The organism is Mycolicibacterium parafortuitum, from assembly GCF_002086815.1.
Classification (GTDB): domain Bacteria; phylum Actinomycetota; class Actinomycetes; order Mycobacteriales; family Mycobacteriaceae; genus Mycobacterium; species Mycobacterium parafortuitum.
This window is the reverse complement of record NZ_MVID01000022.1, coordinates 71,062-90,753: the sequence shown is the minus strand read 5'-3', so window position 1 is coordinate 90,753 and position 19,692 is coordinate 71,062. Positions and strand designations below refer to the sequence as shown.

The 19,692-nt window shown below is 68.0% G+C and carries 20 protein-coding genes; 5 read left to right on the top strand and 15 right to left on the bottom strand.

The window, feature by feature from the left end:
- Positions 1-26: 26 nt before the first annotated feature.
- From BST38_RS21095 to BST38_RS21030, 14 genes are all read right to left on the bottom strand, one after another.
- Positions 27-1,196 (bottom strand): amidohydrolase family protein, encoded by a 1,170-nt coding sequence (locus BST38_RS21095; protein WP_083145429.1) that lies wholly within the window; start codon positions 1,194-1,196, stop codon positions 27-29.
- A 40-nt stretch (positions 1,197-1,236) separates the two neighbouring features.
- A complete protein-coding gene (locus BST38_RS21090; protein ID WP_083145428.1) occupies positions 1,237-2,457 on the bottom strand; it encodes a cytochrome P450 in 1,221 nt (406 codons plus the stop codon).
- Between the two features lie 4 nt (positions 2,458-2,461).
- On the bottom strand, positions 2,462-2,656 hold the full coding sequence (locus BST38_RS21085) for a ferredoxin (protein WP_083145427.1): 195 nt from the start codon (positions 2,654-2,656) through the stop codon (positions 2,462-2,464).
- Positions 2,657-2,671: 15 nt separating this feature from the next.
- Positions 2,672-3,346: a TetR/AcrR family transcriptional regulator gene (locus tag BST38_RS21080; protein ID WP_420872547.1), complete on the bottom strand. Its 675-nt coding sequence runs from the start codon at positions 3,344-3,346 to the stop codon at positions 2,672-2,674.
- 32 nt (positions 3,347-3,378) lie between these two features.
- Positions 3,379-4,212 (bottom strand): SDR family NAD(P)-dependent oxidoreductase, encoded by an 834-nt coding sequence (locus BST38_RS21075; protein ID WP_083145425.1) that lies wholly within the window; start codon positions 4,210-4,212, stop codon positions 3,379-3,381.
- Complete coding sequence (locus BST38_RS21070) at positions 4,209-5,036, bottom strand: alpha/beta fold hydrolase (protein WP_181792064.1); 828 nt, start codon at positions 5,034-5,036, stop codon at positions 4,209-4,211. The genes BST38_RS21075 and BST38_RS21070 overlap by 4 nt, the downstream gene beginning before the upstream one ends.
- Before the next feature lie 31 nt (positions 5,037-5,067).
- Entirely contained in the window at positions 5,068-5,658 is a 591-nt protein-coding gene (locus BST38_RS21065; RefSeq protein ID WP_083145457.1) for an NADPH-dependent FMN reductase, read from the bottom strand.
- An 8-nt stretch (positions 5,659-5,666) separates the two neighbouring features.
- A complete protein-coding gene (locus BST38_RS21060) occupies positions 5,667-6,665 on the bottom strand; it encodes a cyclase family protein (RefSeq protein WP_083145423.1) in 999 nt (332 codons plus the stop codon).
- Positions 6,662-7,510, bottom strand: coding sequence for a coniferyl-alcohol dehydrogenase (locus BST38_RS21055; protein ID WP_083145422.1), 849 nt, complete (start codon positions 7,508-7,510; stop codon positions 6,662-6,664). Before BST38_RS21055 ends, BST38_RS21060 begins: the two co-directional genes overlap by 4 nt.
- Positions 7,511-7,525: 15 nt before the next feature.
- Positions 7,526-8,845, bottom strand: coding sequence for an LLM class flavin-dependent oxidoreductase (locus BST38_RS21050; RefSeq protein ID WP_083145421.1), 1,320 nt, complete (start codon positions 8,843-8,845; stop codon positions 7,526-7,528).
- Complete coding sequence (locus BST38_RS21045; RefSeq protein ID WP_237160866.1) at positions 8,842-10,572, bottom strand: FAD-binding protein; 1,731 nt, start codon at positions 10,570-10,572, stop codon at positions 8,842-8,844. Before BST38_RS21045 ends, BST38_RS21050 begins: the two co-directional genes overlap by 4 nt.
- A gap of 71 nt (positions 10,573-10,643) precedes the next feature.
- The gene (locus BST38_RS21040) at positions 10,644-11,561 is read right to left on the bottom strand and encodes a 3-carboxyethylcatechol 2,3-dioxygenase (RefSeq protein ID WP_237160863.1); all 918 of its coding nucleotides are present in this window, start codon (positions 11,559-11,561) and stop codon (positions 10,644-10,646) included.
- Positions 11,509-13,200 carry a bifunctional 3-(3-hydroxy-phenyl)propionate/3-hydroxycinnamic acid hydroxylase gene (locus BST38_RS21035; protein WP_083145419.1) on the bottom strand — a complete coding sequence of 564 codons (1,692 nt, stop codon included), beginning with the start codon at positions 13,198-13,200 and terminating at the stop codon, positions 11,509-11,511. Before BST38_RS21035 ends, BST38_RS21040 begins: the two co-directional genes overlap by 53 nt.
- Positions 13,197-14,063, bottom strand: a complete 867-nt coding sequence (locus BST38_RS21030) for an alpha/beta fold hydrolase (RefSeq protein WP_083145455.1) — start codon at positions 14,061-14,063, stop codon at positions 13,197-13,199. Before BST38_RS21030 ends, BST38_RS21035 begins: the two co-directional genes overlap by 4 nt.
- Before the next feature lie 151 nt (positions 14,064-14,214).
- Here BST38_RS21030 and BST38_RS21025 point away from each other — a divergent pair, with 151 nt between their 5' ends.
- From BST38_RS21025 to BST38_RS21015, 3 genes are read left to right on the top strand one after another with little or no spacing between them, the layout of a single operon-like run.
- A complete protein-coding gene (locus BST38_RS21025) occupies positions 14,215-14,916 on the top strand; it encodes an IclR family transcriptional regulator (protein ID WP_083145418.1) in 702 nt (233 codons plus the stop codon).
- A 35-nt stretch (positions 14,917-14,951) separates the two neighbouring features.
- A complete protein-coding gene (locus tag BST38_RS21020) occupies positions 14,952-16,565 on the top strand; it encodes an FAD-dependent oxidoreductase (protein ID WP_083145417.1) in 1,614 nt (537 codons plus the stop codon).
- A gap of 53 nt (positions 16,566-16,618) precedes the next feature.
- Positions 16,619-17,233: a TetR/AcrR family transcriptional regulator gene (locus tag BST38_RS21015; protein WP_083145416.1), complete on the top strand. Its 615-nt coding sequence runs from the start codon at positions 16,619-16,621 to the stop codon at positions 17,231-17,233.
- On the opposite strand, the gene meaB is transcribed toward BST38_RS21015, so the two are convergent.
- Positions 17,161-18,063 (bottom strand): methylmalonyl Co-A mutase-associated GTPase MeaB, encoded by a 903-nt coding sequence (gene meaB / locus BST38_RS21010; RefSeq protein ID WP_083145415.1) that lies wholly within the window; start codon positions 18,061-18,063, stop codon positions 17,161-17,163. The genes BST38_RS21015 and meaB overlap by 73 nt on opposite strands.
- Positions 18,064-18,167: 104 nt before the next feature.
- Here meaB and BST38_RS21005 point away from each other — a divergent pair, with 104 nt between their 5' ends.
- Both BST38_RS21005 and BST38_RS21000 read left to right on the top strand, forming a co-directional pair.
- On the top strand, positions 18,168-18,932 hold the full coding sequence (locus BST38_RS21005) for an SDR family NAD(P)-dependent oxidoreductase (RefSeq protein WP_083145414.1): 765 nt from the start codon (positions 18,168-18,170) through the stop codon (positions 18,930-18,932).
- Positions 18,929-19,681 (top strand): SDR family oxidoreductase, encoded by a 753-nt coding sequence (locus BST38_RS21000; RefSeq protein WP_083145413.1) that lies wholly within the window; start codon positions 18,929-18,931, stop codon positions 19,679-19,681. Before BST38_RS21005 ends, BST38_RS21000 begins: the two co-directional genes overlap by 4 nt.
- Positions 19,682-19,692: the final 11 nt, after the last annotated feature.

Sequence of the window (19,692 nt, the reverse complement as noted above, 5' to 3'; positions counted from 1 at the left end):
GGCCGAGCCCGCTGTCAGGGTCGCTGTCACGAGATCCCCAGGAAGTTCTGCACATTGGTGGACACGATCTTCACCGCCGCCTCCGGGCCGACGGCTTCCACCACCGAAGCCAGCGACTTCTCCGAGTAACCGAACGTGCTCTCGTTGTGCGGATAGTCCGACGACCACATCACGTTCTCGACCCCGATGCGGTCGATCAGCTGCAGACCCAGCGGGTCCACCATGAACGACGCGCTCATGTGGTGGGACCAGTAGTGATTGACGTCGTGCTGAAGTTCGTGGTTGAACATGTGCCGGTAGGACGCCAGCATGTGCTCGGCGTCTTGCAGCGCCGTCGGCACCCACGCGATTCCGCCCTCGAACCAGCCGATCTTCAGCGACGGGTGCCGGTCCAGGATGCCCGAGAACACGTACTTGGCGAACTGCTCCCGGAACGAGTCGACGTTGACCATCATGCCGACGACGACGCTGTTGTTCTGGCAGGGCGTCTTCGGCGGGGTCTCGCCGATGTGGTGGCTGACCGGGATGCCGGCCGCCTCGATCTCGTCCCACACCGCATCCATGCTGGTGCTGCCGTAGTCGTAGATGTTGCCGTCGTCGTCTTTGCCCGGGTTGAGCGGGAGCAGGAAGGTCCGCAGCCCCAGGGCCTTCAACTCTTCGAGGGTGCTGCGGGTTCCCTTCGGATCCCACCAGTTGATCAGCCCGACACCGTAGAAGTGGCCGTTGGAGCGCTCCTGCAGATCGGCGATGTGCTCGTTGTAGATCCGGAACACCCGTTCGCGCAGGGCTTTGTCGGGGTAGTGAAACAGCGCCAGGACCGCATTGGGGAACGCGAGCTCTTTGTCGATACCGTCTTCCTTGAGTTCCCGGATGCGGGCCTCGATGTTGTTGGACGCGGCTCCTGCGAGGTCGTCGTACTGCATCAGCACGCGGCCGAAATCGCCACCGGTCCAGGCCTTCCCCTTCATCCCGACCATGTAGGCGCCGTCCTCGTACCAGATTCGCGGCGCGGCGCCCTTGAGCTCCTCGGGGAAACGCTCGTAGAAGATGTCGTCGGCCACCGAGATGTGGTTGTCGGCCGAGAAGATCACGGTGTCCTCGGGGAGGCCGACGACACCACCGGTGGAATGGCCCTGCCGGTTCTTGGGCGCGCCGAAGCCCTCGGGCGGATACAGGGTGGCGGTTGCGGTAGACATTCAGGTCTCCAATCGGGCTGTAGTGCTTGAAGTCTGGGGCTTACCAGGTCACCGGGAGTTCGTAGACGCCGTAGGCGAGGCGGTCGTGCTTGAACGGCACCTCGTCGAGCGGGATGGCAAGCTTCATGGTCGGGATACGGCGCAGCAGCGTGTGGAACACGATCTGCAGCTCGGCGCGGGCCAGCTGCTGGCCGACGCACTGGTGCCTGCCGTAGCCGAAGCCGAGCTGCTGGCCGGCATCGCGGGTCAGGTCGAGTTTGTCGGGCTCCGGGTAGGTCGCCGGATCCCAGTTGGCCGGCGCCAGGTCGAGGATGATGCCCTCCCCCGCCTTGATCGTCTCGCCGGCGATCTCGATGTCCTCGATCGCGACGCGGCGCTGACCGGTCTGGATGATCGACAGATAGCGCATCAGCTCTTCGACCGCGTTGGCGATGAACTTCGGGTCGTCCGAATCCCGCAGCAGCGCCGCCTGTTCGGGGTTCTCCAGCAAGGCGCAGATACCGATTCCGATCATGTTCGCCGTGGTCTCGTGGCCGGCGATCAGCAGCCCGGTGCCGAGCTGCGCGGCCTCCTTGACACTGATCTCGCCGGCGGTCACGCGCTCGGCGAGGTCGGACACCGCGTCCTCGGACGGGTTGGCCTGCTTCTCCTCGACCAGGTTGATCAGATACTGATGCAGGCTCATCGCGCCCTTCTGCATCGCATCGGCGGCCGCGTACCTGGCCAGTCCGGCGTTCGCGTGCTCCTGGAAGAACTCGTGGTCCTCATACGGCACACCGAGCATGTCGCTGATCACGCGGGTCGGGACCGGCAGCGCGAGTTTGGCGACCATGTCGGCGGGCTGCGGCCCGGCCAGGATCTCGTCGATGCACTCGTTGGTCACGTCCTGGATCACCGGACGCAACGCCTCGACACGCCGGAACGTGAACGGCTTGGACAACATCCGCCGGAACCTGGTGTGCTCCTCGGCATCCGAGGTGAACACCGAGCGCGGCCGCTTGTCCACGGTGGCCAACATGTGCTCGTTCCAGTGCGGGAATCCGTCGCGCCGGTCGTCGACGGACACTCGGGGGTCGGCGAACAACGTGCGGGCGGCCTCGTGGCCGGTGATCAGCCACGGGGTGCTGCCATTCCAGATCCGCACCCGCGAAAGAGGTTTGGTCTCGTTCATCTCCAGCATCTGACGAGGAGGCGCGAACGGGCAGCCCGCGGCCCGCTCCATCGGGTACTCCGGTATCGCCGAGACGAGCGTGTCGGTCATGGAATCACTCCTCGATCTGGATCGCCAGGGCCGGGCACGCGGCCGCGGCATTACGGGTCTGCTGGGCCTGATCGGGCCCGGGCTCGGGGTTCAGCAGTTCCACGACGCCGTCCTCGTCGCGCTGGTCGAAAACCTCCATGGCGTTGAGCACGCATTGCCCGGAGGAGACGCACTTGTCCTGGTCGACGGTGACCTTCATGTCAGGGAAGCCATATCAGGGAAGCTCCGTCACGGGCGCCTGCCACAGCCCGACGATGGCGTCGATCAGCCCGGAACCGACCGCGGCCCAGTTGGTCCGGGGCAGCGCGGCGCCGTCGGCGAACGCCCGCTCGACATCGGCGCAGGTGTGCACCAGCAGGTTGCGGGCCATGATGTTGCGTTCGACGACGACGGCCATCGGAAGCTCCGGCAGACAGCGGGTGATCCCGTCGACCACGCGGACCAGCGCCGGGGACGCCAGCGCATCCTTGACGACGATCTTCTGGTACGCCGGATCGGCCAGGGCCTGCGCGGCGAAGCGGGCATACCAGGTCGGGTTGCCGAGCTGCGCGAGGTGTTCGGTCAACGAGCAGACCAGACAACGGATCCAGTCCCGCAGTTCGGCCGAGTCGCCGGTGTCGGCCACCATCCGCTCCAACAGCAGTTCGATCGAGGAGCGGTGCTTCTGTTCGATCGCGCGCACCAGGTCGGTCTTGGTGCCGAAGTGGTACCCGACGGCGGCGTTGTTGCCCTGTCCGGCCGCCTCACTCACCTGTCGGTTGGAGACCGCATACACCCCGTGTTCGGCATAGAGCCGCTCCGCGGCCTTCAGGATCGCCTCCTGGGTGGAGGTGGCACGGTCGGCGCGGACGGTCCTCGCTGTCGTCACACGGACAGTGAACCCCGTCACACCGGGTAAGTCAAGCGACTGCTTTAAAACTGTCACCGCTGCGTGTCGCCGCTTTCCCGGGGTTTGCGAACGATGACCTTGCCCGCGACGGTTCCCCCGTCGATCGGAAGGACCGTGCCGGTCACGTACCGCGAGCGGTCGGTGGCGAGGTACAGCGCCGCCTCGGCGACGTCGTCGGCGGTGCCCTCGCGTTTGAGTGGCCTGTCGTCACGCATCTGCTGACGGATCCGGGTCTCGAATCGTTCCAGCCGTTCCCGGTCCTCGTCGGTGGCCGACGACGCCAGGATCCGCGTCGGGATATTGCCGGGCGCAAGGCAGTTGACACGGACCTCGTAGTGCGCGAGCTCGATCGCCGCGCACTTGGTGAAGTGGATGATCGCGGCCTTGGAGGCCCGGTAGGTGGACACGCCGCCGCCGGCCTGGATCCCGCCGATCGACCCGAGGTTGATCACCGAGCCGCCGCCGTGCTCGGCCATGTGACGTGCCGCGTCGCGGGTGCCGGCCATCACACCGAGCAGGTTCACCCGCATCACCCGGTCGAACTCCTCGAAGTCTTCGAAGAACAGACCTTTGCGCAGCGGGCTGGAGATGCCCGCATTGTTCACCATCACGTGCAGCGCGCCGAACGTCGCGACGGCGGCGTCCACCAGTTCGGCCACCTGCGCCTGATCCGCGACGTCGACATGCCGGTAGACGGTCTTGCCGCCCGCCGAATTCAACTCGGCGGCAAGCGCTTCCCCGAGGTCGTCGCGCACGTCGGCGATCATCACCTCGGCGCCCTCGGCGGCGAACCGGGCCGCGATACCGCGTCCGATCCCCGATGCACCGCCGGTGACGACGGCGACCTTGCCGGTGAGTTCGGTCATTTCGCGGTCCCTTCGAAGAAGTTCAACAGCAGATCGTTCACGGCTTCCGGGCATTCGATCTGTGGGCAGTGCCCTGCACCGTCGATCACCACCGAACGCCCGCCCGCGATCTGCCCGGCGATCTCGGCGGCCCAGCCGGTGGGCAACAGCTTGTCGGCGCCGCCCTCGACCACCAGGGTCGGCACCGTGATGCGCTCGTAGGCCCGTGCGCTGCTCGGCGTCGCGGGCGGCTCCAGACCTGGCCTGCGGAACCTGGCCGCGGCCAACGACTCCCACGCCCCGGGCGCGATGCTGGATTCGTAGCGGCGGCGCACGTAGTGGCCGTCGTCGGGATAGGCGTCGTCGGCGAACAGAGCGGCCACGATGCGGCGCATGCCGTCGAAGGTGGCGTCGTAGTCGTACAGGGCGCTGACGTGTTCGTTGCGCTGGATCTCCCCGCCACCGCAGATCGTCACAAGGCTGCGGGCGGGCAGCAGCGGGGCGTCGGACGTGGCGTCGACCAGCAGGTTGATCGCGCCCATCGAGTTCCCGACGAAATGCGCGGATTCCACACCGAGCACCTCGCAGAACCTCGCGATGTGCCGGATCCGCATCCCGCGGCCGTCGGTGAAATCGACGACCTTGGCCGACCCGCCGAACCCGAGCATGTCAGGTGCGAGCACACGGTGGCGCCGTGCGAGCGCGGCGATGGTGTGTTCCCACCCGATCCGTGCACTGGCGCCGAACTCGCCGCCGTGCAGCAGCACGACCGGGTCCCCTTGTCCTGCCTCCAGATAGCTCGTGACAAGACCGTCCACCGTCACCGTTTTGGCGTCGAATCCCATGGCCACTACCTTCGCCCCGTGTGTCCCTCGGTCACGATGTCTCCCTGGCGGTCTGGGCGAAGGCCAGTACCTGGCTCGCCAGCAGCTCGAGTTGGGTGGCGACGGATCTGGCCTGCTCGGTGTCCGCGAGTTCACCTGAGGGCGCCCAGATCGGATCGGCGGAGTTGATCGCGACGCCGAGCGGAGTCGGCCACGCGCGCAACGCATGTCCGATGCTGCGCAGCTGGGTCAGTGTTCCGACCGCCGCCTGCCAGCCGTATGCGCAACTGATGCATCCCCAGGGCGTGTTGTCGAGGTAGACGCGCGGGTCCTCCCGCAGGTCCTCGATGTAGTCGAGGGCGTTCTTCACCAGGCCGGAGATCGCGCCGTGATAGCCCGGTGAGCCGACCACGACGGCGTCGGCCTCGCGCAGCGTTGTGACCAGTTTCAGTGCCCGCGGGGTGCGTTCGAGTTCGTGCGGCGCGTACATCGGCAGGTCGAGGTCCTCGGCGGCGAACAGCCGGGTCCGGCCGCCCTGCTTCTCCACCGCCGCCAGGCAGTAGCGCAGCGCGCGTTCCGTCGAGGAGTTGGCCCGCAGGGTTCCGCCGAGTCCGACGACGAACGGCCGGCGAGATGTCGTCATGTCCGCACTCATTTGATCGCGATGGGGCTGACCGGGGCACCGACCGCGCCGACCACCTTCAACGGCGGCGCGACGAGCTGGAATTCGTAGACGCCGTCGGCGGCACAGTCGGCGGCCAGCGGGCCGAGGTCCCAGTACTCGCCGAGCATCAGGCCCATGTCGCGCAGGCACAGCATGTGCATCGGCAGGAACGTGCCCTCGACGCCGTTGCCAGGATCGGGATCCTCGACCATCAGGTTGTCGGACGCGACTGCGGCCACTTCGCGGTGATGCAGCCAGGACGCGCACGTCCAGTGCAGACCGGACCCGGCCTCACCACCGTCGCCGGTCTCCAGGAAGCGCGTCCACCAACCGGTGTGCACGACGACGATGTCGCCGGAACCGATCTCGACGTTCTGCTTCGCGGCGATCTCGTCGAGTTCGTCGGCGGTGATCGGGGTTCCCGGCCGGCAGAAGGTGTCCTCGCCGCGGTGGGCGACGACGTCGAGGAGCACGCCGCGTGACGTGATCCCCTTGCTGTCCACCTTTTCGATGCCGAGGTGGAACGCCCCGAAGCTGGTCACCGAATCGGCCGGGAAACCGTTGTACAGCTTGTCCTCGTAGTACACGTGCGACATCGCATCCCACTGCGTGGCCGCCTGCAGCGGCATCACGATGAGGTCGTCGTTGAACCGGAAAGGGTTGTCGGCGAAGAACGCGCTCATGTCCGCGGCCACCGCGTTGCGCAGCCACTGGGGTCCGTACTCCACCAGGGTGGACGCATCGCCGCCGTCGACGGTCATCACGTGCACGGGGTTCTGCCGGAACTTGAACGCGCCCTGCGGCCCCCCTGCGCTGAAGTCGCCGCCGAGCGAGATGACGCTGCCCTTCTTCACCAGGCCGGCGGCCTCGCGCACCTTGTCGGGGGTGATGAAGTTCAGGGTGCCGAGTTCGTCGTCGTCACCCCAGCGTCCCCAGTTGCGTACCTCGTCGGCGGCTTTGCGGAAGTCGCTCATGGTGCCGGTCATGTCGCATCCTTCGCTTGTTGCTGTTGCACGCGATCGGTCAGATCACCGAAAACCCGTTCCGCGACCGATCCGCCGTCGACCCACACCACATGTCCGGTGATGTGTTGGGCCGCGGCACTGTTCAGGAACGCGAGCACACTGGCCTGTTCGTCGGCGTCGGCGTGCCGGCCCAGCGGATTGCTGAACGCATCCAGGAAGCCTTGCCCGTAGGCGCTCCTGAGTTGGTCGAGAATCGGGGTATCGGTCACCCCGGGAGCACTGCAGTTGATGCGGATTCCTTTGCCGCCCAACGCCCCGACGTACCGCATGCCGTAGAGGATGATCGCCTCCTTCGACAGCCGGTACCCCCCGTCGGCCAGGGCGCCGGGATTGGCTTCGCACCACCGGATGCCGTCGGCGAAGGACTCGGTCTCCAGCAGACCGAGCGTCACCGGCGCGTTGGCGAGGTATTGGGACGCCGCCAGCGACGACACGTTGGCGATCGCCGATCCCGGCGGCATCAGCGGTGTGATCGCCTCGGTGAACCGCCGGGTGCCGAGGAAGTTGACGGTGACCACCCGCAGCGGATTCTTGATGCCGGAGGACACCCCGGCGACGTTGAACAGCGCGTGGACCGGTCCCGCGACGGCCGCGACGGCCTCCTCGACCGACCCCTCGTCGGCGAGATCGAGAGTGTGGAACTCCGCGACGCCGGAATCCTGCGGCCGAGCCTGAAGGTCGAGGCCGACCACCTCGGCACCGAGCTCTGCCAGCTGCCGCGTGAGCGCTGCCCCGATGCCGGACGCACAGCCGGTCACGACCACGCGCCGGTCGTCATAGCGGAACAGTCCGTCGATCTGAACCACGGTCGGCGGTGTTCCTCAGCCCGCCGCTTCCTTGGCGGCCCTGGCCTCTTTCTCGGCTTGGGCGGCCTTGACCCGGCCCTCGTTGATCTCGGCCATCGCCTCGGGAATCTCGCCCGCGGTGAACTTGCCGCCGCGGCCGGTGGGCAGCCCGCCGAACGCGTAGGTTTCGTCGAACAGCGGCGCGTCCCAGTTCTGGCGGCGTGCCTCGACCTTCTCGATGACGGGTTCGAGGCGCTTGGCCTTGGCCTTGACGGCCAACGCGTCACGCTCGATGAACTCGGGCAAGATCTCGTTGCCCATGATCTCGATGGACTCCATGGTGCCTTCGTGGCTGCGCGGATTGAGCAGCAGGATGATCTCGTCGACACCGCTGGCCTCGTAGCCGCGCAGGAACTCGCGCACGGTCTCGGGCCCGCCGATGGCGCCGCGCCCCGGCCCGTAGGCCAGCGTCGGGTCCTCCTTGACCGCGTTCTCGTACAGCTCCCACACCCCGGTGCGGCCGGGTGTGTGCATACCGGTCAGGTAGTAGTGCATGATGCCGAACGAGAAGAAGCCGCCGCCGATGCCGAGCCGCTTGATCGCCTCGTCGTCGTTCTTGGCGACCATCATCGACAGGTCTCCGCCGATGGCCAGGATGTTCGGGTTGATCGCCGGGGTGATCGGCGCGCCCTGCTCCTCGAATTCCTTGTAGTAGCCGTCCACCCGGTCCTTGAGCGCTTCAGGTCCGGTGTAGGCGAAACTCAGTGCGCCGATGGCCTTCTGGGCGGCCATCTGCACCGAGGACGGCCGGGTGCAGGCCACCCACACCGGCGGGTGCGGATCCTGCAGCGGCTTCGGGATCACGTTGCGGGCCGCCATCTCGACGTGCTGGCCCTTGAAACCGGTGAACGGTGCCTCGGTCATACAGCGGATCGAGACCTCGAGCGCCTCTTCCCACATGCTGCGCTTGTCGGCCGGGTCGATGTTGAAGCCGCCGAGTTCGGCTACCGAGGATCCCTCACCGGTGCCGAACTCGACTCGGCCGTTAGAGATCAGGTCCAGCGTGGCGACCCGCTCGGCGATCCGCGCGGGGTGGTTGATCGGCGGCGGAAGGTGCATCACGCCGAAGCCGAGCCGGATGTTCTTGGTGCGCTGGCTCGCCGCGGCCAGGAACATCTCCGGTGCGGTGGCGTGGCAGTACTCCTCGAGGAAGTGGTGCTCGGTGAGCCAGACAGTCGAGAACCCCGCCTTGTCCGCGGCCTCCACCTCGTCGAGCCCGTCCTGGAACAGTTCGCGTTCGTCGTCATCGGACCACGGCCGCGGCAGCGCGAACTCGTAGAACAGGGAAATCTTCATTTCTGGTTGCCTCCTTGAAGGTCCGGGTCTTTGGCGGGCTCGTGGGTGACGGGGTCTTTGTTGTCTGACGCCGCGATGTGGCGCGCGGCGACGTAGCCGAACGCCATCGCGGGTCCGATGGTCGCGCCCGCGCCGGCGTAGCTGCGCCCCATCACCGCCGCCGACACGTTGCCGACGGCGTACAGGCCGTCGATCACCGAATCGTCGGCGCGCAGCACCCGGGCGAACTCGTCGGTGCGCAGCCCACCGGATGTGCCGAGATCTCCGAGGATGATCTGGAACGCGTAGTAGGGCGGCTTGCCGATCGGGTACAGGTTCGGGTTCGGCAGCGTCGGGTCGCCGTAGTAGTTGTCGTATGCGCTGTCGCCGCGGTCGAAGTCGTCGTCGTGTCCCTTGCGGGCCAGCTCGTTGAATCGCTCTGCGGTACGGCGCAGTTCGGTGCCGGGGACGCCGATCTCGGCGGCGAGTTCCTCCCAGGTGCTGCCGGTCTTGACCACCCCGGATTCCAGCCAGGCCGCGGGCACCTTCCACCCGGTCGGGACGGGGGCGAACGGCACCTTCGGGATCGGCAGGTGACCGCCGACGACGTAGCGGTGGAACGACCGGATGTCGGTGATCAGCCAGCACGGGATGTGGGTGACTCCGGAGCGCTCCCCGTCGATCATCGCGTGCGCGAAGTCCATGTACGGGGCCGCCTCGTTGATGAACCGCTTACCGGCGCCGTTGACGATGAACTGGGCCGGCATCATGCGCTCGTTGAGCATGAACTGCAGCCGCCCGTCGGGCCAGCACATGGCCGGGAACCACCAAGCCTCGTCCAGCAGTTCGGTTGCCGCGCCGACCTTCTCCCCCGCCCGGATGCCGTCACCCGTCGCGGCCGGATTGCCGAAGCTCCAGTCCTTGTCGTCGCCGCGCATCTGCCGCACCCTGGCCAGTTCGGGCAGATACTGCAGCCGCCAGGCCATGTCGTGGTCGAACCCGCCGCTGGCCAGCACCACCCCGCGGGCCGCCCGGACCAGAAGGGGCCGGCCGTCCTTCTCGACGACCGCGCCGATCACCCGGCCGTCGAGGTCGGTGATGAGCTCGGTCATCGGAGAGTTCAGCCACAGCGGGATGTTCTGTTGCTTCATCGCCAGCCGTAGGCGTGCGGCCAGCGACTGCCCGATGGCGGCCATCTTGTCGCCGAAGACCCGCGCCCGGAACATCCGCCAGATCAGCTTCACCAGTACGGCTTTGCCCCGCCAGGACTGGCGCACCTGGTAGAACAGCCGCAGATCCTTGGGCGCGAACCAGATCCCCCGCGGCGCCAACGCCAGCGGTGTGAGCAGGTTCTCCTCTTCGTCGCCGAGCGTGCGCAGGTCGATCTCGGGCACGTTGATCGTGCTGCCGAGCGGCGAACCGCCGGGCAGTTCCGGGTAGTAGTCGGCGTAGCCCGGCTTCCACACGAATTCCAGCCACGGGCTGAGGTTTTCGAGGAACTCCATCATTTCCGGTGCGGCCTCGACGTACTTGCGCAGGCGCGCGTCGCTGACCAGCCCGCCGGTGATCTCCTTCAGGTAGCGGAAAACCTGTTCGGGATCCGGGACGTATCCCTGCCTGCGCTGAGACGGCGCACCCGGCACCCAGATGCCGCCGCCGGACAGCGCGGTGGAGCCGCCGAAGCGGGCTGACTTCTCGACCACGAGCGTGTCCAGACCCGCCGCGCCCGCTGCCAGCGCCGCCGTCATGCCGCCACCACCGGAGCCGATGATCAGCACATCGGTGACGTGGTCGAAGGATTCCGGATCGATCGGGGAGGTCACGCAATCACCGCCGTTCGGATCGCGAACCCGGCGATCAGTTCCGGTGCCGCCCGGTAGAACCGGTTGCCGGTCCGGTAGTCGCCCTGTGCCGCGAGCGCCGCGAAAGCGGCCACCCACGTTCTGACCTCATGGGCGGAGTTGCCCGCCTGTTGGGCCACCCAGGAGTTGTCCCAGCGGTCCACCTCGGCGAGGCGGCCACTGTCGACGAGGTCGAGGAATGCGTTGTCCCAGTCGGGGTTCAGCGGCGCCAGTTTCCCCTGCCCCGCGGCGAATTCGCGGGCGGCCGCCATCACGGCACTCTGACGGGCCTGACGCTGGTCGTCACTCATCGGGGCGCCGTGGACGATGCGTTCCAGCGCGGCCGCGGGGGCGGTGGCCAGCGTCGGCACCGGCGGGTCATGCGACAGCCCGCCGGAGCCGATCACCAGAATCCTCTTGCCGAGAGTGCCCAGATGCGCGCCTACCGCGGCGCCGAGCGCACGCACCCGGCGGATCGGGCCCAGCGGAGCGGCCACCGAGTTGACGAACACCGGGATCACCGGCCGCACCGAGGCGTTCCCGAAGAGCTTCTCCAGCGGCTGCACGGTGCCGTGGTCGACGTCCATCGCCGCCGACAGCGCGACGTCGACGTCGGCGTCGAGCACCGCGCGGGCACAGTCGGTGGCAAGGTCGGCGGGCACGTTCAGCGGGCCCTTGTAGGTGCCGTAGTCGCCGACGCCGGTGGCCGCGGTGCCGATGCAGAACGGCGGCATCGCTCGATAGAAGAACCCGTTGTAGTGGTCGGGTGAGAAGGTGACGACGAGTTCGGGATCGAAGTCGGTGACGAAGTCCCTGGCCGCGACGATCGCGCCCTCGATGTCGTCAAGGAGTTCCTGTGACGGCCCCGGAAGATTCAGCAGCGGACTGTGCGACATGCAGCACAGAGCCATCTGACTTTTCGCCATGTGAACCGGCCCCTCCTCCCTGGGTCAGGTGCAGCACCTCGAACAGTGCCGTCGAGGTCTCCGGCGCGCGCTGCGCGATGCAGGCCGCGGCGATGCAGCGGTCGGGCCGCAGGAACAGTACGGAATCGGTGTAGACGTCGAACCAGGATTTCAGCGCCCCGGCGCGGTCGCCGACCACGATGACGTCGGGGTCGTCGTGTCCCGGCCACCGCAGCTGCGACATCGGCCGCACCTCGACGAACCTGGCGCCCAACGCCTTCCACTGCTCGAATGTGTCGTTTCCGAGTACCGCGCGCAGGTTGTTGCTCCAGCACAGCACCGCGAATCCGGTTCCGAGGACCTCGTCGAGCAGCACGTTCTGCGCGTCGCGGGTGTCGACCCGCGGCTGGATGAACAGCGTGCCGGTCGGTGAGTTCGCAGCGGCCTGCGGGTGGTGGTAGACGGCGCCCTGCTGGTAGCGCGGCATCGGTTTGAAGCGCATCTCCAGCACGTAGCGCTTCAGCGACGGCACCGCCGAGGCCGCGTGGATCACCCGGTCGCGCAGCGCGGCGACCTTCCGGTTGGTCGGCGAGATGACCCGGCCCACCATCGTGGACAGATCGATCATCGCGCGGGCGTGCTTGCGCCGCTCCGCGTCGTAGGTGTCCAGCAGCGCGTCGCCGGCCTTGCCGGTGACGACGGCGGCCAGTTTCCAGCCGAGGTTCGCCGCATCCCTGATGCCGCTGTTGTAGCCCTGGCCCTGCCACACCGGCATCAGGTGTGCCGCGTCGCCGGCCAGCATCAGCCTGCCCTTGCGGAACGAGCCGGCGATCCGGGAGTGGTGGGTGTAGACGCGGTGCCGGATCATGTCGACACGTTCCGGGTACGGGATCAGCCGGCCCACCATCCGCCGGACGAAGGCCGGATCGTCGGCCTCTTCATCGGATTCGTGCGGATGGATCATGAACTCGAATCGCCGGATGCCATGGGCGATCGCGATCGACACGTAGGGCCGCCGCGGGTCCGCACCGACCTCGCTGTTGGGGTGCCCGAGCGGATCGTTGGCGATGTCGACGACCAGCCATCGCGTCGATGAGGTGGTCCCGTCGAACGACACCCCCATCAGGCGTCGGGTGGCGCTACGGCCGCCGTCGCACCCCACCACGTACCGGGCCGATACCGCGGGCTGTCCGCCGTCGAACTCGACGACGACCCCGTCGGCGGTCTCCGTGCACGCGTGCATCCGGTGGCCGAACCGGACCTCGACATGCTCGAACCGGTCCAGCCCGGCGTAGAGCTCGGCATCGACCATCGGCTGGACGAAGCCGTTGCGTTTGGGCCAGCCGAAACGTGCGTCCGGAGGGGCCATCTCGGCGAGCAGCTTCCGGTCGGCGTCGAAGAACCGGAGGATCTGGTTGGGTACGGTGTGCGGCAGCACCTGGTCGATCAGCCCGATCGACTGGAACGTCCGCAGTGACTCGTCGTCGAGGCCGACGCCGCGGGGGTAGTCGATGAGCTTGTCGCGCTCATCGACGATGAGCACGCGAACGCCCTGCAGGCCAAGGATATTGGCCAGGGTCAGCCCCGACGGCCCGGCGCCGACGATCACCACGTCCGCATCGACGGTCATGCCCGCCCCAGCAGGAAGTCGAGGTGAAGCCGGTTGAACGTCTTGGGGTCCTCATACTGGGGCCAGTGGCCACAGCCCGGCATCACCTCGAAGCGGGCGCCCGGGATCATCGACGCGATGCGGCGCCCCTCCTCGACGTCGGCGGTCGGGTCGTCACTGGTCCACACCACCAGCGTGGGAGCCGTGATGGCGCCGTAGTCGCTGGGCCCGAGCAGGTTTCGCCGGCGGATCTCGGGATCCTGCAGCGCCATGATGTCGCGCATCGCGTTGACGAAGCCGGGCTGACGATAGACGCGCTGCCTGCTGGCGACGATGTCGTCGTAGTCCTTGGACTTGTCGGCCATCAGCCATTTGATCCGCGCCTGCACCGTGTCCCAGGTCGGGTTCTCGGCGGCGGCCATCGACAACGTGATGATCCGCTTCATCACCTCGGGGTCGGCCTGCGAGCCCCCGGCGGTGTTGAGGACCAGGCGGTCGACGCGCCCGGGATGGTCCACGGCCAACCGGGACGCGACCCACCCGCCCAGCGATTCACCGCTGATGTGTGCACGCTCGGCGCCGATGGCGTCGAGGACATCCACGAGATGGCTGATGTAGTGCGGAATTTCGAGCGGATGGCCGGGCCTGTCCGTGTAGCCGTGGCCGAGCATGTCGATCGACCACGTGGAGAAGTGCTCGGCGTGCGCCTCGAGGTTGCGCACATAGGCCTCGGCGTGCCCGCCCGAGCCGTGTAGGAAGACCAGTGCCGGCTTGTCCCGGTCGCCCGCGTGCAGGTACCGGGTGCGCACACCGCCGGCGTCGAGGTAGCCCTGGGAGAACGCGACCCCTTGCAGATCGCTCCACACGCTCTCGAACTCCGTCACCTGCACACTCCTTCCTTGGAGTCCCGTCCGAACCTTGACGGTGAGAATCGTATTCTCGTATTCTGTAAGCGCTTTGCTCATTTATCGCACATGCATGTGCACTATAGTCAGAGCATCACTCTCCCGACAGCGTCTGTCAAGGAAGGTCCGTATGACTGATCCCGGAAACGCGAACGCGGGTTCGGGTGCCCCCGGATCTCAGACCCTGGCGCGCGGGCTCAACGCGCTGCAGTTGGTCGCCGCGTCACCGACCGGGCTCACGGTCGCGCAGGTCGCCCAGGACATCGGCGTCCACCGCACCATCGCCTACCGGCTGCTGACCACGCTGGCGCAGTTCCGCTTCGTGACAAAAGGTGAAGACGGCCGGTACAGGTCGGCCGCGGCGCTGGCGGTGCTCGGGGCGTCCTTCGACAACAACGTCCGCCAACTGTGTGTACCGACGCTGCGCGCGTTGGCCGACGAACTCGGCACCACGGTGTCGTTATTGGTCGCCGAGGGCGATCAACAGGTCGCCGTCGCGGTGATCGTGCCGACCAACGTCTTCTACCAGCTGTCGTTCCACGAGGGCAGCCGCTACCCGTTGGACCGTGGCGCAGCCGGCATCGCACTGCTGGCCAGCATGCCGCCCCGGCCCGGCGAGCGCGACCTGGTGAACCAAGCGCGCCAACAGGGTTGGGTGATCACCCACGGTGAGATCGAACCGAACACCTACGGACTCGCCGTACCCGTCCGGCGTACACCGCCGTCGCCGCCGACCTGCATCAACCTGATCTCGCACCGCGAGGACGTGGTGATCGAGGGACGCGATGCAGTCATCAAGGCCGCCAACGAGTTATCGGCGATTCTGCGCTGATCGGCCCGTCACGAACCAACAGGGAGGAGACCGCGGTGACCGAGTGGGATCACGAGGTCGACGTCGTCGTTCTGGGCAGCGGCGGGGCAGGCCTGACCGCCGCGCTGGCCGCCGCCGTCAGCGGCGCGACGGTGGAGGTCTACGAGAAGGCCGCGACCGTCGGCGGGACCACCGCGGTATCGGGCGGAATCGTGTGGATTCCGGCGCACGACCGCGCATCTGACGCTGAGTTGAGCGTCGAGGACGCGATGGCTTACCTGCGGGCGCAGTCCCTCGGGTACATGGACGACGAGTTGGTGGAGACGTTCGTCAGAACGGGTGCCCCGATGCTCGACTTCGTGGAGCAGCACAGCGATCTGGTCTTCGAGGTCGCCGCCGGGTTCCCGGATTACAAGCCGGAACTGCCCGGCGGAAAGCCCGGTGGCGGGCGGTCGCTCAACGCCAAACCGTTCGACCTGTCCCGGCTCGGCGAATGGGGCACGCGGATCTCGTCCTTCCCGGCCGACTTCAGCAACGTCGGCATCGACGCCGAGACCCGCGCGCGGATCCACGCCTCGGTGGACAGCGAGGACGGCGACTTCTGCGTCGCGGGCACCGCGCTGATCGCCGGCCTTCTCAAGGGGTTGCTCGATCGCGGCATCGCGCCACGGACCGAGGCGCGCGCCATCGAGCTGATCGCCGACGCACTCGGCATCACCGGGGTGCGGATCGAGCAGGGCGGCAACGATTTCCGGGTGCGTGCCCGCAAGGCGGTCATCCTCGGCACCGGCGGCTTCGAATGGGACCAACGCCTGGTGGAGGCGTACCTTCGCGGCCCGATGCGCGGTGCGGTGTCCCCGCCCAACAACACCGGCGACGGGTTGCGGATGGCGATGGCCCACGGCGCGGACCTGGCCAACATGGGCGAGGCCTGGTGGGTGCCGATCGTGCAGATTCCCGGCGACACCTTCGGCGGGCGTCCCCGCAGCCGCAGCGTCCGACTGGAACGCACCCGACCACGCAGCATCATCGTCAACCGGGCCGGCAAGCGGTTCCTCAACGAGGCCGGTGAGTACAACTCGATGGCCGGGCCGTTCCACTTCCTCGATCCCAAGCTCGGGTACGCCAACGATCCCGCGTGGATCGTCTTCGATTCGCTGCACCTGAAGAACTACGGCTTCCTCGGGGTGGATCCCGACGGGCCGGTGCCGGACTGGTTCTGCAAATCGGCCGACCTCGACGAGCTCGGCAAGAAGACCGGAATCGACCCCGTCGGTCTCGCCGCGACGCTGGCCACGTGGAACGCCAACACAGCCGCCGAACACGATCCTGAATTCGGCCGTGGCGCAAGCGCGTACGACGGCTACTGGGGTGACACGTCGGCCGCTACCACCGCGGGCCAGACCCTCGGACCGATCGACACCGCGCCGTACTACGCCGTCCCGGTGGCGATCGGCGCGATGGGCACCAAGGGCGGGCCGCGCACCGACCGCGACGGCCGCGTGTTGCACGTCAGCGGAACCGCGATCACCGGGCTGTTCGCCGCGGGCAATGCGATGGCCGGTGCCACCGGGAAGGCCTACGGCGGCGCCGGCGGCACCATCGGCCCCGCGATGGTGTTCGGCTACCGCGCCGGCTACACCGCAGCCACCGGGCAGTCGCTGCCCTGACCCGGTAGCCGATCGGCAACCGCACCCGGGGCCGGTCGACTATCCTCGACGGGATGACCGGGACCGAGGGAAGCTTCAGCGCCGTCAAGCGCACCGCGGCCCAGACCCGGGTCCTCGACGCCGCGCTGAAACTCATCGCCGAGCGCGGCGTCAGCGGCACCTCGCTGCAGATGATCGCCGACGCGATGGGTGTCACGAAAGCCGCGGTCTACCGCCAGTTCAAGACCAAGGAAGAGATCGTCATCGCGATCACCGAGCGCGAACTGAGCAGCCTCGAACCCGCCCTCGACGCCGCCGAAGCCGAGGGACACGGCCTGCGCTCGCGCGAGATCCTGTTGCACCAGATGATCGACCAGGCCGTCGAACGGCGCGGCGTGGTCAGCGTGCTGCAGTTCGACCCGGTCATCATCCGGTTGCAGGCCGAACACGAACCGTTCCAACGGTTCATCGAACGCCTCTACGCGGCGCTGCTGGGCACCGAGTCCGGGGTGGAGGCGCGCGTGCACGCCGCGATGCTGTCCAGCGCGATCAGTGTGGCCGTCATGCATCCGCTGGTCGCCGATCTGGATGCGGAAACCTTACGCGCGCAGCTCATTCAGATGTCACGGCGGATGCTGGACCTGCCCTCTGAGACATCGGCGGCGAACAGACGCTCCGCGGCGGTGTAGGCGTCCTCGGCGCCGGTGGCCACCGAGTCGGCCAGTCGATCCAGGTCCGGGTGATTGCGCAGCAGTGTCTGCGCCAGTGACAGGATCTGCGACCGCGCCCGCGCCGAGCGGCGCCGCGGGGTGTCGGCGCGGTGGTGGGTGTCGATCGCGTCGACGAACTCCGTGATACCGACGTTCTGGGCGGCGATGAGCTTGAGGATCGGCACGTCGGTCTCGCCGCGCAGGTCCCGCACCGTCTGGTCGGCGCCGTCCCGATCGGCCTTGTTCACCACCACGATGTCGGCGACTTCCAGCAGTCCCGCCTTCGCCGCCTGAATCGCGTCCCCCGCACCGGGATTGAGCACCACGACGGTCGGATCGGCCACCGCGGCGATCTCGATCTCGGACTGCCCGACGCCGACCGTCTCCAGGATCACCAGGTCGTACCCGAGCGCCGAGAGCAGTGTGATCGCCGCGGGCACCGCCGCGGCGAGCCCGCCGAGGTGCCCGCGGGTGGCCACCGAGCGGATCAGTACGTCGGGATCGTTGATGTGGGCCGCCATCCGGATCCGGTCACCGAGCAGCGCGCCGCCGCTGTAGGGCGACGACGGGTCGACGGCGAGCACTGCGACGCGTTTGCCGCCCGCCCGGTACGCCCCGACCAGCGCGCCGACGGTCGTCGACTTCCCCGCCCCCGGTGGGCCGGTGATCCCGAGCACGCGCGCCGAGGTGACCGGCCCGAGCGCGTCGAGCACCTCCCCGCGTCTCGGGCTCTCCACGAAGCTGAGCAGCCGGCCGGTGGCGCGCTGCGACCCGCCCCGAGCAGCGGCGATGAGCTCGTCGATCGTCACGTCAGACAGAGTACGCACGCGATTTCCTTTTCACGTCGCTGACCGTTCCCACAGCGAGAATGTTATTCTCCGCTGTAGAGAGTCTTCATTTCAGGGAGGTCCCGATGCAGATCGCCGGAAGCTCAGCCCTGGTCGTCGGCGGTGCCGGCGGTCTGGGAGAGGCCACAGTGCGCCGCCTGGCGGGCGCGGGAGCCAAGGTCGTCGTCGCCGATCTGGCCGACGACAAGGGCAAGGCGCTGGAATCCGAGCTCGGGGTGCGCTACGTACGGACCGACGCGACCTCCGAGGAGTCCGTCAACGCCGCGATCGCCGAGGCGACATCGCTTGGGCCGTTCCGCATCTCGGTCGACACCCACGGCGGACCCGCCAGCGGCGGCCGGTTGATCGGCAAGGACGGCTCTCCGCTGGACCTCGACGGGTTCAAGAAGACGATCGAGTTCTACCTGACCGCGGTGTTCAACGTGATGCGCCTGGCGGCGGCGGAGATCGCCAAATCCGAGCCGCTGGAGGAAGGCGCACGCGGCGTCATCGTGAACACCGCGTCGATCGCCGGCTACGAGGGACAGATCGGCCAACTGCCGTACGCGGCGGCCAAGGGCGGCGTGCTGGGCATGACGCTGGTCGCCGCTCGTGATCTGTCGCCGTTGGGGATTCGGGTGGTCACCATTGCCCCCGGCACCATCAACACGCCGGCCTACGGCCAGGCCGCCGACCAACTCGAGCAGTACTGGGGCCCGCAGGTGCCGTTCCCGAAGCGGATGGGCCGTGCGACCGAGTACGCGCAGCTGGCACAGAGCATCATCGAGAACGACTACCTCAACGGCGAGATCATCCGGCTCGACGGGGCGCTGCGGTTCCCGCCGAAGTGAACCCGTCCGCGTCGCTGCACGGCAAGGTCGCGTTCGTTGCCGGCGCCAGCCGTGGCATCGGCGCCACGGTGGCCGTGGCGCTGGCGCGCGCCGGCGCCGCGGTGGCCGTGGCGGCGCGCTCCGAACACGAGGGCAAGCTGCCCGGCACCATCGGCTCTGTCGCCCAACGCATCACCGACGAGGGCGGGCGCGCGCTGCCGGTGGTCTGTGACGTCACCAGCGAGGAGTCGGTCGAGGCAGCCGTGGCCGCGACGGTCACCGAATTCGGCGGAATCGACATCCTCGTCGCGAACGCGGGCGTGCTGTGGCTCGGCCCGATCGAGTCCACCCCACTGAAGCGCTGGCAGTTGTGCCTGGACGTCAACACCACCGGCGTCTTCCTCGTCACCAAGGCCGTGATCCCGCACGTGCGTGCCCGCGGCGGCGGTTCGCTGATCGCGGTCACCACCACCGGTGTCACGATGACCGACCAAGGCGCCAATGCCTACTGGGTGTCCAAGGCCGCCGCCGAGCGGCTATACCTGGGGCTCGCCGCCGATCTGCGCGCCGACAACATCGCGGTCAACTGCCTGAGCCCGTCACGCGTGGTGCTCACGGAGGGCTGGCAGGCCGGCGGTGCGGGCATGCAGATCCCGCCGGAGATGGTCGAGCCTCCGGAGGCGATGGCCGACGCCGCGGTGTTCCTCGCCCGACAGGACGCGTCAGGCATCACCGGCACGATCCAACGTTCCGAAGAGCTCACCCGCTGAGCGCGGGGCGA

Bases quoted from the DNA above. Each gene is read 5' to 3' on its own strand.
- BST38_RS21060 (WP_083145423.1), bottom strand. From the start codon at position 6,665: ATGACCGGCACCATGAGCGACTTCCGCAAAGCCGCCGACGAGGTACGC.
- BST38_RS21035 (WP_083145419.1), bottom strand. From the start codon at position 13,200: ATGACCGTCGATGCGGACGTGGTGATCGTCGGCGCCGGGCCGTCGGGG.
- BST38_RS21085 (WP_083145427.1), bottom strand. From the start codon at position 2,656: ATGAAGGTCACCGTCGACCAGGACAAGTGCGTCTCCTCCGGGCAATGC.
- BST38_RS21070 (WP_181792064.1), bottom strand. From the start codon at position 5,036: ATGGGATTCGACGCCAAAACGGTGACGGTGGACGGTCTTGTCACGAGC.
- BST38_RS21065 (WP_083145457.1), bottom strand. From the start codon at position 5,658: ATGACGACATCTCGCCGGCCGTTCGTCGTCGGACTCGGCGGAACCCTG.
- BST38_RS21075 (WP_083145425.1), bottom strand. From the start codon at position 4,212: ATGACCGAACTCACCGGCAAGGTCGCCGTCGTCACCGGCGGTGCATCG.
- BST38_RS21090 (WP_083145428.1), bottom strand. From the start codon at position 2,457: ATGACCGACACGCTCGTCTCGGCGATACCGGAGTACCCGATGGAGCGG.
- BST38_RS21050 (WP_083145421.1), bottom strand. From the start codon at position 8,845: ATGAAGATTTCCCTGTTCTACGAGTTCGCGCTGCCGCGGCCGTGGTCC.
- BST38_RS21005 (WP_083145414.1), top strand. From the start codon at position 18,168: ATGCAGATCGCCGGAAGCTCAGCCCTGGTCGTCGGCGGTGCCGGCGGT.
- BST38_RS21015 (WP_083145416.1), top strand. From the start codon at position 16,619: ATGACCGGGACCGAGGGAAGCTTCAGCGCCGTCAAGCGCACCGCGGCC.
- BST38_RS21025 (WP_083145418.1), top strand. From the start codon at position 14,215: ATGACTGATCCCGGAAACGCGAACGCGGGTTCGGGTGCCCCCGGATCT.
- BST38_RS21095 (WP_083145429.1), bottom strand. From the start codon at position 1,196: ATGTCTACCGCAACCGCCACCCTGTATCCGCCCGAGGGCTTCGGCGCG.
- BST38_RS21045 (WP_237160866.1), bottom strand. From the start codon at position 10,572: ATGACGGCGGCGCTGGCAGCGGGCGCGGCGGGTCTGGACACGCTCGTG.
- BST38_RS21040 (WP_237160863.1), bottom strand. From the start codon at position 11,561: ATGTCGCACAGTCCGCTGCTGAATCTTCCGGGGCCGTCACAGGAACTC.